The following is a 16,738-nucleotide window of genomic DNA, read 5'->3' on the forward strand; positions in this document are numbered from 1 at the left end:
TAAAACAATTCAAGTTTTTATAGGTTATTGTTATAAATGTAAATTTTGTTTAAGGGTGACCGTCAATAAGATTATTTAAAGACAATATGTAGCATATACAGGCTGTCTTTAAATGATGGCTCATTATTGTTTATATATTAGTCTTCTTTTATTAATCATTTTTAAAAGCAAAAATTAACATAAAAGCGCTCTCATCCTAGCCTTCTCCCGAAGGGAGAAGGGACGTTCAATACCCATATAATTCATTCAATATGATCATCTTTCATTTAAGCAAAAGCAAAGCTTGCTTTGCTTGTAGCGCAAGATAATAACATAAATTCAATAACCTATAATGTTTTGTCTCGTTTGGAAAAACATCTAAAGCTATACTCTCAACGTTTATTCATATCCGTATTTTTTAATCAATCCCAACCACTGTGGTGATGTAACTTGTGGTAAGTAGAATCAATAAACCCAAATACATTTCAAATAAAATGGCACAACTTAAATATTGCGCAAATAAAGGTTCTTCAATTCGTGGAGTAAGAAACCATTTATTGAAAGCAGCAAGTAATAAAATACTCCCCACAAATGCCAGTTTAAGAACAAAACCATGACCATATGAGGTATAGATTAAAGTATTCAGATCCTTAAATAAAAATAATGCAATGGTGATACCACAGAGGATTAATATTCCGACAACAAAGGCTGCAATTCGGCCAAATGCCTCCATGAGTTTTCTTAACGATCGACCACTGATTTTATGGCTCATTTTCCATAAAGGATAAAGTGAGCCCATCCATAACGACATGAAAAAAACATGAATGCTGAGTAGAATTTGAGCAAAAAATGCTAAGTTGGTGACATGCCCGATTTGGGAATAGCTATAAAGAATCGGAATCAGCAATACCGCAAATAGTATTTTTTCAAAAGTAGTAATATGGGTGGTTTTTTTGCCCAATTTGATCGTTAAAAGCAGAAAAATTAAGGCAAAACTGATAATTCTGACAATGTGTATTTGTCCAGTGTCTGTATTTAAAAGGATACTGAGATAGGTTTGATCAAAAATGCCAGAAAGCCCCGCATTGGCAAAGCTACCTACTAAAATAAAAAAGCCTAAAGTGCTTCCAACCAGACCTAATGTCGCACCTAAGTGCATATACTTGAGTAGTGTTACTTTTATGCTGGAATAACGCCAAAGTAAAAAATAACAAAAAGCACCGCCAATCATAAAAGCAGTACTGAGATATAAGGTAATTTTTGTTAGCCAAGTTGACCAGATCCAGAATTCGAACATTATTTTTTTCCTTTATTCGAGTCTGTTGACAATTCGTCTCAGTTTGCGACAATTCAGACCATTGATGAAATGCCAACACACCCTAACAACAGTTCAGTCGCTTGCTGAATGTTGTTTATCAATCTTCAATTTCTTTGGTTTTATTTAATTGTGAAGCTATATTCATTGTTCATGTTATGCCCATCTTTGCCCATTGTTGTCCAAACAACAAAATATTTGCCTTTTTTAAGTGCGGGAACAGGAACATTAAATATTTTTTTTAGATCATGATTCACTTTATAGTTAAGTGGAATATTGGTTCTTTGTGCATCCAGGACCTTAATATTCATTAACATGACTTCTCCACTAAAATTAAGCACTAAACTTTTCGGCGCAGTGGTAATGGATGCATTCATTGCAGGGGTACTGCTGGTTAAATCAACATGAGCCATAGCATTGGTCGCGCTAATGAGTATCACTGTACCCAATAAGGCATTACGTAGTTTGGTCATGTTATTTTGTGAGGATTTCATTGAATGTTCCTTTTACTGGTGTGTTTAGACCTTGATTATTAAAGAGCGTGATAGACATCAGAATGACTTTAAAATTACACTTTTGTTATTTAGAATAGCTAAACAATTTGTGGTATTAAAAGATTTTTAAGGCAAATTAAATACATACTAATCATAAAGGTTTATTTTTTTTTAATAATGAGTTTGTGCTTCAATTTTTACAGCTGTATTTTCAACAGCTGCTTAAAGGTGTGATTTTATTTAAGATACTTTTGCGCTGTATATCATGTTGGAAGATATTCATTTTTAAAAACAACTGTGAAGATCACTAAACCATCTCGTGATTCTGCTTGGATGGTTGCACCATGTAAGGCCAATATAGACTTGGTAATGGCAAGTCCTAAACCTGTACCATCTTCAACACGTTGACGAGAGGCATCTGTTCGATAGAAACGGTCAAACAGCCGAGATAATTGTTCAGGGGATAAGGTAGGACCTTCATTTTCAACTGAAAAACTGGTGTGATCTGCTGTTTGTTGACATTTAATCTGAATAACAGAATTCGACTTGCCATATTTAATTGCATTGGAGATTAAATTGCTCAACGCACGGCGTAGCATCGCAATATTTGCATTGACTTTTCCGGTACCGACCAGATGAAAGGTCATATATTTTTCGGCTGCTAAAGCATCATAAAACTCAAACAAAGTGTTGAATTCTTCGTATAAATGAATGGTTTGTACATTTTTAAGGTTAAGGCCATTTTCTGCTTTCGCCAAAAACAGCATATCTGAAACGATTCTTGCCAGATGTTCAAACTCTTCTAAGTTTGAAAACAAGACTTCTTTATAGGCATCGATATCTCGACTACGAGACAAACATACTTGGGTTTGTGTCATTAGGTTGTTGATAGGCGTGCGAATTTCATGTGCAAGATCCGATGAAAAGTCGGAAAGTTTTTCTAAAGCAAACTCTAAGCGGTCAAGCATTTCATTAAAGGCGATGGTCAGTGATTTTAATTCTGTTGGAGTATTCTCAACTTCTAAACGCTCAGATAAATTTTGTGCTGAGATCCCTTCTACAACTGCCGCTATTTTTTTGATCGGGCGTAATCCTCGCCAAACCGCAAACCATCCTAAAAACATTAAGCAAAGTGCACCAATTAAACAAATATAAACCAGTTGACGTTTGAATGCATTTAAAAAAAGCATGTGTTCTGAAGTATCAATCGCAACAACAATTTGGGTAGATTGTGCATCTTCATCATCTTCAAAAATATTTTGATAGACTAATCCACGATAATTTTTATCTTGGACCTCCCATCTAATCCATTGATCCAGATCTGGGTTGGCAATGACCTGTGGTGCGATCGCCATTTGTGCAGAATTAAATACAATTTGATTCAACGGTCGTTCAACTTGCACAATCAGATTATCATGTCCAATAAGAGAATCTTTTAATGCAACATTGAGTTCTTTAGAGTTGCTTGGATTCTGTTTTAATAGATTTTGTATAAGCTGAATTTTTCCCTCAAGGAGTACTCGATCTTCACTTTCAAAGTGTTGTGTGACTCCGAGGTGTATCACGAAGCCCATAATAATTAAAATCGTTACAGTGGAGAGGGAAAAAATAATGGCGATTCGGAAACTAATCGCATTGAACAGCTTACGCCTCATCTTCAACCTCTAAAACGTAACCCATTCCTCGAATATTCTGAATCAGTTTAGGTGTAAAGTTACTGTCAATTTTATTTCTTAAACGTTTAATCGCAACTTCGACCACATTGGTGTCACTATCAAAGTTCATATCCCAAACTTGTGAGGCAATCAGTGCTCGCGGCAAAATTTCACCACGTCTACGCATAAATAATTCCATCAATGCAAACTCTTTCGCGGTCAGGTCAATACGTTGTCCTTCACGCGTTACACGTCGTTTTCTGATATCAAGTTCAAGATTGGCAATACTAATTAAGTTACTGTCTTCTCTTTGCTGTCCTCGACGAAGTAAGCTTTTTATTCTTGCGAGAAGTTCAGCAAATGCGAAAGGTTTTACCAAGTAATCATCCGCACCCAACTCTAATCCTTTTACGCGGTCTTCAATTTGATCTCGCGCTGTTAAGAATAAAATCGGCATGGTTTTTCCATTTTTACGGACAGCTTCTATAATATGCCAGCCATCTACCCCAGGTAGCATCACATCTAATATGATGACATCGTAATCTTCAGAAAGTGCATACTGTTTACCTGTGAGCCCATCTGTAACCCAGTCAGTAATATAACCTGCTTCAGATAAACCTTGCTTAAGGTAGTCCCCAGTTTTTTGCTCATCTTCGACTAATAATATTCTCATGTTTGCTTCCTAGAATACTCTTTAAAAATATAATAGCGTGATAAAACTAAAGAAAGGTATAGATTACATAAATGTCATTTTCAAGTCATCTTAATGTTCAATAGTTCGATTTATTGTACCACTTAAGAATCTCAAGCTTGGAGAGGTACAAATGCGAGCGATTTTACCCCGCAGTTTAATCAACATGGTCTGTATGGGGAGTCTGATAATTGCGACTCAATCTTGGGCAGATGCCTCTAAAATGCCGAATAAAACGGATCCTCAAACTGCAGAAAAAATGCCAATGCAATGCTCTATAAAGCCTTGTAATGCGCAGCATGAAACCAAAAAGTCTAACAATGAACATGCAGAGCAACAGCATGTACATTCAACTGAAATGGCACAAACAACTCAATCGAGTGGGGTTGATATGGCACATGTGATGATGAAAATGGATCATTCAAACATGACGATGCCTGTTGCCTCTGCGACAGCAAGTAAGTAACACAATAAAAGATTCATGTTGAAATTCAAAGCTTAGGGGATAGATGGCAAAGTTGGTTCATCTATTTTGAAAGAAAGTAAAATTCGCAGGATGCGTTTAATTATAAATTTTATTTAAAAACGATATTTTTTAAGTATTTAAAAGTTTTGGGAGCGTAATATGTCTAAAATTCAAACCTTACAAGATCCGCTGTTAAATTCTCTCCGAAAAAAGCATATTCCAGTTTTTATTTTTCTGACCAATGGGATTAAATTACAGGGGCATATTGAATCTTTTGATTCATATGTCGTGTTACTAAGGAACAGTGTAGGGCAAATGCAAATTATCTATAAACATTCAATTTCTACTGTTTTGCCTACACGCCATCCTCGTTCAAATATTAAAGCCTCCCTTGCAAAATTTGATCATCAACACAGTTACAATACCTTTGAAAATGATCGTGAATATTCATTTAATAGCCAAAATGACTTTGGTTATGAAAATGGTTTTAATGATGAAAAACACTTTGAAGATATTCCTGAAGATGAAAATACTTGAAAATTAGATTATCAAAGGCTTGATCAAATATATCAACAATTGAGTGGCTTTATCTAAGTGGTCGTTTGTCTATATAGACTGTATGAGGATTTTAGTCTGAGTTTTTAAGTCTTTAACATTCTCTGTTAAATATTAGGCTTCTTTATATAAGGCTTTTTAAAATCCATAGAGCAAGATGAAATCGCCCTCATCTTATAGTCAAACCACTTAATTATTCATACGAGTGATTTATATCAAATCACTGATCATAAATGAAGCTCATGTTTTTGTATGAATTTTTAGAAACTATTGATTATTCCTTCGGTTTTTGTACTTTTGAATCCTAGATGGTTATCCTATCGTGGGGCGACAGGGATGTCGCCGTTAGGCGGGGGTACAGGACGTACCCCTCGCCAAACATGAGCAAAAACAAAGCACTGCTTTGTTTGCAGCGCAAGGTTTGGCATCCCCAGCAAAAAGTGAGGCATCGCCTACGCAAAGCTATTTAAACTTTGAACGTAATGTGTGGCATTGCAAGCTTTTTTATAATCAAATAATTTAATTTTCTATGTAATTAATTTAATTGAAAAATATTGATTAAGAGAAATTATATTCTTGTTTTTGAGTTTTTGAGTTTTTGAGTTTTTGAGTTTTTGAGTTTTTGAGTTTTTGAGTTTTTGAGTTTTTTGAGTTTTTTGAGTTTTTTGAGTTTTTGAGTTTTTGAGTTTTTGAGTTTTTGAGTTTTTTGAGTTTTTGAGTTTTTGAGTTTTTGAGTTTTTGAGTTTTTGAGTTTTTTGAGTTTTTTGAGTTTTTTTGATAGGTTGACTATATTTAAGAGATAAAAAAAGACCCACAAGATAAGTGGGTCAATAAGATAAAAAACATAGGCAGATTTAAATTTATCTGCCTTCAATTCACATAATTATAAAAATACAAACAGTAAAATAATACCCAATACCACACGGTACCAAGCAAACACTCTCAACGTATGTTTTTCAACAAATTTTACCAAAGCTTTGACCACCAAGAGCGCAGCAATAAATGCAGCCACAAAACCCACTGAAATATTAATCAGATTGTCTGAGGTTAAAACATCTGCATTTCGAATTAAATCATAGGTTGCTGCGCCTAACATGGTTGGCATTGCAAGGAAAAATGAAAATTCGGTTGCCGCTTTACGTGATAAACCAGACAACATCCCGCCAATAATGGTGGCGCCTGAACGTGATGTTCCCGGAATCATAGCAAGACATTGAGCAAACCCAACCAGAATTGCCTGTTTTAAGGTAATGTCTGTGGCTTCAATGGTTTTAGGTTCAAACTTTCTGGCTTCTACAGCAAAAATAATGAAGCCCCCGATGATTAAAGCAAAAGCCACAACCAAAGGACTAAACAGCACTTGTTTAATAAAATCTACTGCTAAGACACCAATCACCACCGCAGGAATAAATGCAACTAAGACATTAATCGCAAAACGTCTGGCTGCTACATCGCCTGAGAAAAAGCCGCGAATTAATTCGATGATTTTTTGTCGATACAGCCAACATACAGCCAAGATTGCCCCCAACTGAATCACCACCTCAAACACACGTCCCGAATCTGAGTGAAAATCAATGAGATGACCAAATAAGATCAGATGCCCTGTACTTGAAATGGGTAAAAATTCAGTTAAGCCTTCGATTAACCCCAAAAACAATGCTTTAAGCAGTTCAAAATTTTCCATAAATAAAATAAACAAGCGTTCTAAAATTTGAACCTTTGTAATGTATTTAACGCTGTTTATAAATCAAAAAAGACAAAATTTTACGAAATTTTTACGCGGCTGATCTGACTGTAAATAGAGAGTTTACGGGGTATTTTCGGATACTGAGTTGTGGAATATCCCAGCGTTTAGGATGAAAAAGATGAGTGCTAAATATATAGCGCATCAACAAGTACAGCATCCAAAATTATGCGTACTTCAAAAACATATAAATCATTGCAATATCGACATTTTTAATTTGAGCCAATCAAGTTGGGGGGGAATGTCATGTTAGAGTTTATCTTAGTCTTGGTGATTGTGGTGCTTTTGGCTTTTCCTTTAGGGAAGTATCTTGCCTGTATCATGCAAAACCGAAAGATGAAAATTGATCCAATTTTTAACTGGATTGAAAAACCGATTTATCGTGTTTTGGGTACACATCCTGATCAAGGGATGAATGCAAAAACCTACTCACTCAGCTTTGTCGCGAGTTGTATCGTCATTGGATTGGTCACTTGGCTGTTGTTTATGTGCCAAGCAAGTTTGCCACTCAATCCAAATAATGCGCCGAATATGTCATGGGATTTAGCCCTGCATACTATGATTTCATTTCTGACCAATACCAACCAACAGCATTATTCAGGTCAGGCGCAACTGTCATATTTATCACAGATGGTTGGTATTGTTGGATTGCAAATCATTACCCCAATGATGGGTTTGGCAATGGTGGTGGCAACCGTCCGTGCTTTGTTTTATCCGCAATCGAATCGGTTGTCAGAAAACGATCAAAACCTAAGCTTTCAAAATAAAGTTCAACAAATCAATGTCGGTAATTATTGGGCCGATGTAATCCGCCCAACCTTTCGGTTTTTAATCCCGTTATGCATGATTTGGTCATTACTCCTCAATAGCCAAGGTGTGCCATCAACCTTTCAAGGTGGCCCAGAAGTTCAAGTGATTGACCAAACCACTGAATTAAAAACTCAAAAAATTCCACTTGGTCCTGTTGCACCCATGGTTGCGATTAAGCAATTGGGCAGTAATGGGGGTGGTTGGTATGGACCTAACAGTAGTGTGCCATTGGAAAATCCAACGCCATTTTCAAATTTCTTAGAAATGATTGCGATTTTACTTATTCCTGTCGCCGTGATTTTTATGTTGGGTTTTTTAACCAAACGCACAAAATTTGCTGGCTTTGTTTTTGGCTCAATGTTGCTGATGTCGGTTGTTTCAGCCACCGCGGCAATCTGGTCTGAAAGCCTGTCATCTACCGCGATGCAAATTTACGCTATGGAAGGAAAAGAGGTGCGTTTTGGTGAGGCATCTTCTGCACTTTGGGCCGCTATAACCACACAGGTTAATAATGGTTCAGTCAATATGATGCATGATTCTGCATCGCCATTAACAGGTTTAGTGGCGCTGGCGAATATGTTGATTAATGCGATTTGGGGTGGGATCGGCTGTGGTTTACAACAATTTATGATCTATTTGTTTTTGGCTGTATTTATTGCAGGCTTGATGACGGGGCGTACACCTGAATTATTTGGCCGCAAAATTGAAGCAGGGGAAATTAAATTACTTGCTGTGGTGATTTTGATTCAGCCGATTACGATTCTCGGTTTAAGCTCAATCGCTTTGTTTTTCCCTGAACTTACAGGCAATAGCAATCCGCAATATCATGCGATTTCACAAGTGCTATATGAGTATGTTTCGGCCTTTGCCAACAATGGTTCTGGTTTTGAAGGTTTAGCGGACAATACCGTATGGTGGAATGTTACCTGTGTGATTGCTTTACTGCTTGGACGTTTCCCAACATTGATCATCCCTTTAATGATTGCTGCGCGTTTAGCTGCAAAGCGTCAAGCTCCTGAAAGCACAGGTAGTTTAAAAGTGGAAACACCAACCTTTGCTTTCACCCTGATTGCCATTGTGGTGATGTTGACCTTATTACAATTTATGCCAGTCCTTGTTTTAGGACCGATCGCTGATCAGTTGTTATTGGTACAAGGTTAGGGTGAATAACATGAATCATTCAAAACAATCTACGCAAAATAAATCATCAACTTTATTCCAAGGTGAAGCTTGGAAAAATGCCTTGATTAAGTTGTTACCGCAACATGCGATTAAAAATCCAGTGATGGCGATCGTATGGCTGGGTACCCTCATCACATTGGTCAGTACTTTAACGGGGCAAGCCGATACTGTATTTGGCTTAGCGGTGACATTGATTTTATTTATCACAGTGTTATTTGCCAATTATGCCGAAGCCATTGCAGAAGCCAAAGGTCGAGGTCAAGCCTCCTCCTTAAGACAAGCGCGTCAAAACTTAACCGCACGTCGACTCAGTGCTAAGGATGACTTAGAGGGTGTGCAAGTCGCTGCAACTTTATTAAAAATGAATGATCTGATTGAAGTCCGTGCAGGGGAACTTGTTCCTGCGGATGGTGAGATTATTCATGGTTTTGCGACCATTAATGAAGCTGCGGTAACCGGTGAGTCAGCGCCAGTTTTACGTGAAGCAGGTACCGATAAATCGGGTGTGATTGGGGGAACTAAGGTTTTAACGGATCGTATCGTGGTACAGGTGACTGCTGAAGCGGGTAATAGCTTTCTTGACCGAATGATTGCTTTGGTTGAGGGCTCCAATCGTCAAAAAACACCAAACGAAATCGCACTGGGGATTTTACTGACTGTGATGACTGTGACCTTTATCGCGGTGGTGGTGAGTTTACCTTTTATAGGGCATTTCTTAAAAATTGAAATTAACCCGATTCTGTTGGTGGCTTTGTTGGTGTGTTTAATTCCAACCACCATCGGTGGCTTGTTGCCTGCAATCGGTATTGCGGGGATGAATCGGGCATTAAAAGCCAATGTGATTGCAAAATCAGGTAAAGCTGTCGAAGTGGCAGGTGATGTGGATGTGTTGTTACTCGATAAAACAGGAACCATCACCTATGGTGACCGTCAGGCAACAGCATTTTTCCCACTGACAGGTGTGACTGAGTCGGAACTACGTCAAGCTGCGATACTCACATCACTTGCAGACCCAACGCCAGAAGGTAAATCGATTGTGGTTTTGGCAAAAGAGCAAGGTGAACATATTGTTGAACCTGTACAGGCCGAGTTTATTGCCTTTAATGCCGCAACGCGAATTTCAGGTATAAATTTAGTCAGTGGTCAGCAAATCCGTAAAGGGGCAGTAGATGCGATTATCAAATTTGCTTCACAGAATATTGAACATCATAGTGAGCTTAGAGCGCGGGTAGAACAGGTTGCTTCAAAAGGTGCAACGCCGTTAGTGGTGGCAAAAGATCAAAATATTCTTGGGGTGATTGAACTTTCAGATGTAATTAAACAAGGCATCAAGGAAAAATTTGCCCGCTTACGTGAAATGGGTATTAAAACACTCATGGTTACAGGGGATAACCCTTTAACGGCTGCTGCTATTGCAGCTGAAGCAGGTGTCGATGACTACATCGCTGAAGCGAAACCTGAAGATAAGTTAAATTGTATTCGTCATGAACAGAATAAAGGTCATTTGGTTGCCATGGTTGGCGATGGAACCAATGATGCACCTGCTTTGGCACAAGCGGATATTGGTTTGGCAATGAACTCAGGGACACAGGCTGCAAAAGAAGCGGGCAATATGGTGGACTTGGATTCAGATCCAACCAAATTATTGTCTGTCGTTGAGATTGGTAAACAGCAGTTAATTACCCGTGGTGCATTGACCACCTTTTCCTTGGCCAATGACGTTTCCAAATACTTTGCCATTTTACCTGCTTTATTTGTCGCAGCCATCCCTCAAATGCAAGCCTTAAATGTGATGCGCTTGGGAAGTTCAGAAAGTGCAATTCTCTCAGCACTAATTTTCAATGCCATCATTATTCCATTATTGATTCCAATTGCTTTACGTGGAGTGAAGTTTAAGCCTTCAACATCAACGCAATTGTTACGTCGAAATATGCTGATTTACGGTGTGGGTGGTGTGTTGTTACCGTTTATTGCGATCAAGCTGATTGATCTGATGATCAGCCCTTTATTGGCACTTTAGAAATTTTGAGGATGATTAAAATGAATACTGAAAATAATCGATTGGTTGAGTCATCATTCGCTGGACTAACACGGGCATCGCTGGGATTAACCATTGTCGCATTGGGTCTCTGTGGCTTTGTCTACAGTGCTACGGCAACAGGGTTGGGACAAGTGCTTTTTGATCAACAAGCCAATGGCAGTTTGATCGTAGAAAATGACCGAGTTATAGGTTCTCAACTGGTTGCACAGCCTTTTGTACAAGCGCAATATTTCCATCCACGACCTTCTGCTGCCAATTATGATCCAATGGCCATGGCGGGAAGTAATATGGCACGAACCAATCCTGATTTACATAAAGCAGTAGAGGAGCGTTTAAACAAAATTGCGATACAAGAGCAGGTTGAAAAAAGCGCGATTCCTGCAGATTTGGTCACGGCTTCAGGCAGTGGAATTGATCCTGAAATCAGTGTGCAATCTGCAATGATTCAAGTAAAACGTATCGCCAAAGCCAGACATTTGCCAGAACAGGATGTGCTAAGGTTGCTGCAAGAAAATAGTATACAACCGACATTTGGAATTTTAGGGCAAGCCAGAGTCAATGTACTTGAATTAAATTTGGCTTTGGATCAAATTGGAACTCAATAAATGGATTGAGATCAGCAAAGCAAAATGAATCTGTGCTGATCTAATTGATTCTCTATGATTGTTGAAAAGTGGGCATTGTTGGGATTTTATTTTCGTATAAATTTACAATATTCCCTCTTTGAGATTGTAGATGATTCAAGCTGAATCAAACGACGGTTTTCTGTGTTTCTTTGTTGGCCTGTGTTTTTTGCTGTATTGAATGGTCGCAAAGAAACACCACAGTGATGTAATTTTTAAACAAGCAGACAGCGATGAGCGATTATAGAAATAATAAAGCAGATGTTTTGCTACAACACACTCAGCGTTATCAGTCTGGGCGCCTCACTATATTTTTAGGAGCTGCACCTGGTGTGGGGAAGACGTTTGCAATGTTAGTGCGTGCGCACGAACTGGCTTTGCAAGGCATTAACATTGTGATTGGCTATGTTGAAACCCATGGTCGCATTGAAACTGAAAACCTCATCTCGGGTTTGGTGATTATTCCAAGAAAGGCGATTGAGTATCAAGGGCATTATCTTGAAGAAATGGATCTTGATGCTGTGCTTGCAAGCAAACCCAGCATTGTTTTAGTGGATGAATTTGCGCATAGCAATATGCCAAATAGTCGTCATGAAAAACGTTGGCAAGACATCAATGAATTACTGGATGCGGGTATTGATGTATTTACCACGATGAATATTCAGCATCTCGAAAGTTTAAATGATGTGGTCTATCAAATTACGGGTATTCGGGTGACTGAAACTGTACCTGATCGAGTCTTTGAGCGGATTCGTGATATTCGATTAATTGATTTACCAGTCAATGAATTACTTGAGCGTTTAAATCAGGGCAAAGTCTATGTGCCTGAGCAAGCTGAACAGGCATTGCAACGCTTTTTCAACAGTTCAAATCTGACCGCATTGCGTGAATTGGCAATGCAAACTGTTGCCAGTCATGTCGATACCGATGTTCGAGAAAATTTTGCTATACAAGGGCTAGTCCCCATTCCTTTAAAAAATCATATTTTAATTATGATTGAGGGCAATGGGCAGGCAGAGGCGTTGGTTCGCGCAGGTTGTCGTATTGCCGAAAATCGGCAGGCAAATTGGACGGTGGTGGTCTTTTCTAAAGATTCAAAAATAACCGAAAAACAAGACAATTTATCTGGTCGAGAAATTGAACGCGCTTTAAACCTCACCCGTCAATTGGGCGGGATGACGGAAATCCTTTATGGTCAACAACATGCAAAAACGTTGTTTGATTATGTGATGGATCGAGGGATTTCAACCTTGGTGTTGGCACAATCGCATCGTAAAGCCTTTGTATGGGGTGTAAACGTATGGGGTGTAAATTTTGTTGATCAATTACTTAAGTACCAGCCAAGTTTTGAATTGAGTATCGTCCCGATTCTTGCAGAACATCGCCAGCAATCATTTTTTCAGGATACGCATTCATTTCTAAATCTTAGAGAAATATTATTCGTTATATCAACCACAGTGGTCAGTATTGTGATTGCCAGCTTAGGTGAAAAGTATTTAGGAATCGAAGAGCTTTCGGTGATATTTATCACTGCTGTAGTTTTTGTGGCATCTAAGACACGCATGCTGGCTGCGGTATTTTCGGCACTGTTGTTCTTTTTGGCTTATAACTTTTTCTTTATTTCACCCAAATTCACTTTGCAAATTTCTGCACATCAGGGCGTGATAACCGTGGTTGCCTTTTTAGGCGCAGCGTTGATTTCAAGCCGTTTGGCATCAAGACTGAGAGAACAAGTGACTGCTTTAAAGGCTGCCAATAGCTATAACAGCATTATGCAGGATTTAGGTCAAAAGCTGTCTATCGCAATTGATTTAAAGCAAGTGCAGGAGATTGCAGAAAACAGTTTAAGTAAAAACTTAAATGCCGAAATCTGGTTTTATTTCCCAGAATCGTCAACGTCATCACTTGAGGTGATTAACAATAAAGAAAAAATTTCAGCGGATTGGACATTTAAGAACCATCAACCATCGGGACGGTTTACCCAAACCTTAACTGAAAATGATTGGTGGTTTTTACCATTATTGGCGTCTAAACAGTGTTTTGGTGTGGTCGGGGTTAAGTTTCTTAAAAATGTATCGGTTTTAAATACAGAACAGAAGCAATTGACTGAAACCATGGTTGAATATATTGCTCAAGCGATTTCTCGAACCCAACTCACTAAAGCATTGGAAATCGCCAATGTCAGTTCAGAAACAGAGAGATTGCGTTCGGCCTTGTTATCCTCCGTCTCTCATGATTTACGTTCACCTTTAGCCTCTATGATTGGTGCAGCTGATACTTTGAGTAATTATCGGCATTCGATGGATGAACGAGATCAAGATAGTTTGTTGGAGGCGATTCATTTGGAAGGCGAACGGCTGGATCGTTATATTCAGAATTTATTGGATATGACACGCTTAGGCCATGAAGGTTTAAGTCTTAAACGAGATTGGATTGGTGTCGATGAGTTGATTGGTTCAGCGGTACGCCGTTTAAAACGTTATATGCCGCAAAGTCTTGTTGAGGTTGATTTACCTGAGCAAACCTTGAGCCTATTTGTGCATGCAGCTTTGATCGAACAAGCGATTTTTAATGTATTGGAAAATGCAGCCAAGTTTTCTCCAGAAAATAAAGCGGTAACGATTAAAGTTTTACAACTCAATGAAAACGAAATTGAAATCTCAATTAGTGATCAAGGTTTAGGTATCCCAGAAGATGAACGAGAGCGTATTTTTGATATGTTCTATACTATGGAACGTGGCGATCGCGGGCAGTATGGTACGGGGTTGGGCTTAACCATTGTTAAAGCCATTATTGGTGCGCATATGGGTAAAATTTCGGCATCTTCAGCCAAGAATAATCAAGGCACCTGCATCCGTATGCAATTGCCGATTCAGCAGATTGGATAAGTGCACATATTGATTTTAGGAAATAGCATGCCAGAACATAATGTATCGACAAGTTCCATGACCAATGTATTGATTATTGATGACGAAACTCAAATTCGTAAGTTTCTCGATATTGCACTTAGGGCACAAGGGTATAAAACCCTACTGGCTGAAAATGGTCAAAAGGGCTTAGAGCTTTTGGCTTTGCAAGGTGCTGATTTAATTATTTTAGATTTAGGGCTACCTGATTTAGATGGTTTAGAAGTTTTGTCTGAATTGCGAGCGTGGTCACATGTCCCTGTGATTGTTTTGTCGGTTCGTTCTAATGAGGAGGAAAAAGTTAAATTACTGGATGCTGGCGCCAATGATTATGTGACGAAACCTTTTAGTGTTCAGGAGCTGATGGCGCGAATCCGTGTATTACTCAGACAATTTCAAAATATTGCTGTAGAGTCCGCTTTTTTTGATGATGGATTTTTAAAAATTGATTTTGCCCAAAGACAGGTATTTCTTAACCAACAACTGATTTCACTGACACGTAAGGAATATCAACTGCTGACTTTATTGGCGCAACATAAAGGGCAGTTGATTACTCAACCACAAATTCTCAGTGATTTATGGGGGCCTACTCATCAGGAAGATACCCACTATTTAAGAATTTTAGTGGCCAAATTGCGTGGAAAACTGAATGATAATGCGGTACAACCCAAATATATTGTGACTGAACCAGGCGTGGGCTTACGCTTTGTAGGCTAAGCATGGCTAAATCCTTTTTGAGATCATTGCTCTTTTAATGGTTTTACAGTGGATCATTAATATTAAAATAAAGCATTCTTTGCAAAAGGTAGAGTTGGGGCATTTAAATGCTGGAAATCAATAGGTTTTTTATCTTAAATCAATTGGTTATGTTATTTATTCTGGCTTGAACGAGCACCTGTATTTTAAATTTCACTAAGAATTTTGGCCTTATATGGATAAGACTTTATGATTTGAATTTAGAATTGTGAGGATTGAATAAATAAAGCGTAATCAAATATATTTTATCCGCTTTCATCTGCTGATCTGTGTTAACTTAGCTTTGATCGAATCCGTAAGCGAAACGGAAGTGTTTAGGTTGTTACAGGAATTGCGTATTCCCTCTAAATAGATTTAAAACCTAAGCAGTTAACGCCGAGCATGAGATCGCAGCATGCCGATCTATAAAAGCCCGCACTATTGTGGGCTTTTTTTACATCATGAAGAAAATGAATATTTTGAGTTGATACAGTCTGAATTTATATAAGCAACAACGAAAAAGACTTACCAAACATCGGTAAGTCTTTATAGATTAAGCTTTAAGGTCTGTTGAATTTTAGCCTACAAGCTAAGCCATTTATGAAATATCAAATGACCTTGGTATTATTTAGGCTTATTTGTATCAGGTTGCTTAACCTCTTTATTGTCCTGATTTGGATTAGGCGGTGTAGCACCAGGAGTTGCTTGTGGCGCATCTTTAGGCGGAGTTTGCTCAACGTTTTTAGTATCAGAATTTGCTTGAGCCGAATTTTGCGAAAAACTTTTAAATGACATTATAATCTTCTTAACTGTGAAGTGAGTCTGGATAATAGCCTTTTAATCCACTTACATTAAGGTAGTTGTGAGAGCCATATGTGGAGATATGTTGGCTAAACTGAGTTTATATCGACAAAATATATTTATAAAAATATCAAATGTTTGTATTGTGTTGTTTTAAATGGTGATATAAATAATCACTCAATATAGGCCTGTACATAAACATCACAAAGCCATTATATAAAGAAGAACTTTTAATTTAAAATAATCAAATGTTATTTAAGTTGCATAATCTGCTGAATGAGCGTATTATGAAAAATACTAAAGCAGATGTGCTTAATATATAAGCAAGACTTGAAGGTTGGCTTCAACTCTGACTTCTGCAATATCAAGCTGATGTAAATATCAAAAGTTTAAATTAAGGTTAGATGCCTTCTTATCGTTAGTTCCAAAAATATATCTGTTGGTCTTAATAGTTAAATACTTCTCTGTTTGCAAAAGCTCAAAACAATTGAGTGAAAAAATGAATATTTTAAATGGCTGGACAATAGCCTCTGCAGTAAATGGCGATGAAATTCGCGTAAAGATCGTTCCTTTAAAAAGACAACAAAGCAACCGTACTGGTATGAGTTGGGTCGAAGTAGGGAAAAAGATTGAATTAGAATCTGGTGACGATCGTCAATTTAATATTGATGGTTCATCTTTCTATCTTAATCAAAATCAACTTTATCGTATTGCGATATAAATCGTAATCAATGTTTTAGA

General features: G+C 37.9%; 15 protein-coding genes. 8 read left to right on the top strand and 7 right to left on the bottom strand.

Annotated features, from left to right (window positions below; genetic code table 11):
- Positions 1-397: 397 nt before the first annotated feature.
- From AC07U8_RS06030 to AC07U8_RS06045, 4 genes are all read right to left on the bottom strand, one after another.
- On the bottom strand, positions 398-1,276 hold the full coding sequence (locus tag AC07U8_RS06030) for a copper resistance D family protein (RefSeq protein ID WP_494737507.1): 879 nt from the start codon (positions 1,274-1,276) through the stop codon (positions 398-400).
- A gap of 140 nt (positions 1,277-1,416) precedes the next feature.
- Entirely contained in the window at positions 1,417-1,788 is a 372-nt protein-coding gene (locus AC07U8_RS06035; RefSeq protein ID WP_034618205.1) for a copper resistance CopC family protein, read from the bottom strand.
- Between the two features lie 263 nt (positions 1,789-2,051).
- On the bottom strand, positions 2,052-3,443 hold the full coding sequence (locus tag AC07U8_RS06040) for a heavy metal sensor histidine kinase (protein WP_494737508.1): 1,392 nt from the start codon (positions 3,441-3,443) through the stop codon (positions 2,052-2,054).
- Entirely contained in the window at positions 3,433-4,116 is a 684-nt protein-coding gene (locus AC07U8_RS06045) for a heavy metal response regulator transcription factor (protein ID WP_004722117.1), read from the bottom strand. Before AC07U8_RS06045 ends, AC07U8_RS06040 begins: the two co-directional genes overlap by 11 nt.
- Before the next feature lie 151 nt (positions 4,117-4,267).
- On the opposite strand from AC07U8_RS06045, the gene AC07U8_RS06050 reads away from it, so the two are divergent.
- Both AC07U8_RS06050 and hfq read left to right on the top strand, forming a co-directional pair.
- The gene (locus AC07U8_RS06050) at positions 4,268-4,600 is read left to right on the top strand and encodes a hypothetical protein (protein WP_315075685.1); all 333 of its coding nucleotides are present in this window, start codon (positions 4,268-4,270) and stop codon (positions 4,598-4,600) included.
- A gap of 159 nt (positions 4,601-4,759) precedes the next feature.
- On the top strand, positions 4,760-5,137 hold the full coding sequence (hfq, locus tag AC07U8_RS06055) for an RNA chaperone Hfq (RefSeq protein ID WP_096733545.1): 378 nt from the start codon (positions 4,760-4,762) through the stop codon (positions 5,135-5,137).
- A gap of 545 nt (positions 5,138-5,682) precedes the next feature.
- Here hfq and AC07U8_RS06060 read toward each other — a convergent pair.
- Both AC07U8_RS06060 and AC07U8_RS06065 read right to left on the bottom strand, forming a co-directional pair.
- Positions 5,683-5,970: a hypothetical protein gene (locus AC07U8_RS06060; protein WP_494737509.1), complete on the bottom strand. Its 288-nt coding sequence runs from the start codon at positions 5,968-5,970 to the stop codon at positions 5,683-5,685.
- Between the two features lie 68 nt (positions 5,971-6,038).
- Positions 6,039-6,839, bottom strand: coding sequence for an undecaprenyl-diphosphate phosphatase (locus AC07U8_RS06065; protein WP_056516247.1), 801 nt, complete (start codon positions 6,837-6,839; stop codon positions 6,039-6,041).
- Positions 6,840-7,145: 306 nt separating this feature from the next.
- On the opposite strand from AC07U8_RS06065, the gene kdpA reads away from it, so the two are divergent.
- The 5 genes from kdpA (at position 7,146) to AC07U8_RS06090 (ending at position 15,178) form a co-directional block, all read left to right on the top strand.
- Positions 7,146-8,870 (top strand): potassium-transporting ATPase subunit KdpA, encoded by a 1,725-nt coding sequence (gene kdpA / locus AC07U8_RS06070; protein ID WP_494737510.1) that lies wholly within the window; start codon positions 7,146-7,148, stop codon positions 8,868-8,870.
- Positions 8,871-8,880: 10 nt separating this feature from the next.
- The gene (gene kdpB, locus AC07U8_RS06075) at positions 8,881-10,911 is read left to right on the top strand and encodes a potassium-transporting ATPase subunit KdpB (RefSeq protein ID WP_494737511.1); all 2,031 of its coding nucleotides are present in this window, start codon (positions 8,881-8,883) and stop codon (positions 10,909-10,911) included.
- Between the two features lie 20 nt (positions 10,912-10,931).
- Positions 10,932-11,537: a potassium-transporting ATPase subunit KdpC gene (kdpC, locus tag AC07U8_RS06080; protein ID WP_494737512.1), complete on the top strand. Its 606-nt coding sequence runs from the start codon at positions 10,932-10,934 to the stop codon at positions 11,535-11,537.
- 251 nt (positions 11,538-11,788) lie between these two features.
- Positions 11,789-14,443, top strand: coding sequence for an ATP-binding protein (locus AC07U8_RS06085; RefSeq protein WP_494737513.1), 2,655 nt, complete (start codon positions 11,789-11,791; stop codon positions 14,441-14,443).
- Positions 14,444-14,470: 27 nt separating this feature from the next.
- Positions 14,471-15,178: a response regulator gene (locus tag AC07U8_RS06090; RefSeq protein ID WP_034618127.1), complete on the top strand. Its 708-nt coding sequence runs from the start codon at positions 14,471-14,473 to the stop codon at positions 15,176-15,178.
- Positions 15,179-15,820: 642 nt separating this feature from the next.
- Here the strand turns inward: AC07U8_RS06090 and AC07U8_RS06095 are convergent.
- On the bottom strand, positions 15,821-15,991 hold the full coding sequence (locus AC07U8_RS06095; protein ID WP_004722100.1) for a hypothetical protein: 171 nt from the start codon (positions 15,989-15,991) through the stop codon (positions 15,821-15,823).
- 505 nt (positions 15,992-16,496) lie between these two features.
- Between AC07U8_RS06095 and AC07U8_RS06100 the strand changes: the two genes are divergently transcribed.
- Positions 16,497-16,718, top strand: a complete 222-nt coding sequence (locus AC07U8_RS06100; RefSeq protein WP_004722098.1) for a hypothetical protein — start codon at positions 16,497-16,499, stop codon at positions 16,716-16,718.
- Positions 16,719-16,738 lie beyond the last annotated feature (20 nt).

This window comes from Acinetobacter sp. GW821-FHT01E09 (genome assembly GCF_059422385.1).

Excerpts from the sequence above, each read along its gene's own strand:
- AC07U8_RS06030 (WP_494737507.1), bottom strand. The coding sequence starts at position 1,276 with ATGTTCGAATTCTGGATCTGGTCAACTTGGCTAACAAAAATTACCTTA.
- AC07U8_RS06035 (WP_034618205.1), bottom strand. The coding sequence starts at position 1,788 with ATGAAATCCTCACAAAATAACATGACCAAACTACGTAATGCCTTATTG.
- AC07U8_RS06040 (WP_494737508.1), bottom strand. The coding sequence starts at position 3,443 with ATGAGGCGTAAGCTGTTCAATGCGATTAGTTTCCGAATCGCCATTATT.
- AC07U8_RS06045 (WP_004722117.1), bottom strand. The coding sequence starts at position 4,116 with ATGAGAATATTATTAGTCGAAGATGAGCAAAAAACTGGGGACTACCTT.
- AC07U8_RS06050 (WP_315075685.1), top strand. The coding sequence starts at position 4,268 with ATGCGAGCGATTTTACCCCGCAGTTTAATCAACATGGTCTGTATGGGG.
- hfq (WP_096733545.1), top strand. The coding sequence starts at position 4,760 with ATGTCTAAAATTCAAACCTTACAAGATCCGCTGTTAAATTCTCTCCGA.
- AC07U8_RS06065 (WP_056516247.1), bottom strand. The coding sequence starts at position 6,839 with ATGGAAAATTTTGAACTGCTTAAAGCATTGTTTTTGGGGTTAATCGAA.
- kdpA (WP_494737510.1), top strand. The coding sequence starts at position 7,146 with ATGTTAGAGTTTATCTTAGTCTTGGTGATTGTGGTGCTTTTGGCTTTT.
- kdpB (WP_494737511.1), top strand. The coding sequence starts at position 8,881 with ATGAATCATTCAAAACAATCTACGCAAAATAAATCATCAACTTTATTC.
- kdpC (WP_494737512.1), top strand. The coding sequence starts at position 10,932 with ATGAATACTGAAAATAATCGATTGGTTGAGTCATCATTCGCTGGACTA.
- AC07U8_RS06085 (WP_494737513.1), top strand. The coding sequence starts at position 11,789 with ATGAGCGATTATAGAAATAATAAAGCAGATGTTTTGCTACAACACACT.
- AC07U8_RS06090 (WP_034618127.1), top strand. The coding sequence starts at position 14,471 with ATGCCAGAACATAATGTATCGACAAGTTCCATGACCAATGTATTGATT.
- AC07U8_RS06095 (WP_004722100.1), bottom strand. The coding sequence starts at position 15,991 with ATGTCATTTAAAAGTTTTTCGCAAAATTCGGCTCAAGCAAATTCTGAT.
- AC07U8_RS06100 (WP_004722098.1), top strand. The coding sequence starts at position 16,497 with ATGAATATTTTAAATGGCTGGACAATAGCCTCTGCAGTAAATGGCGAT.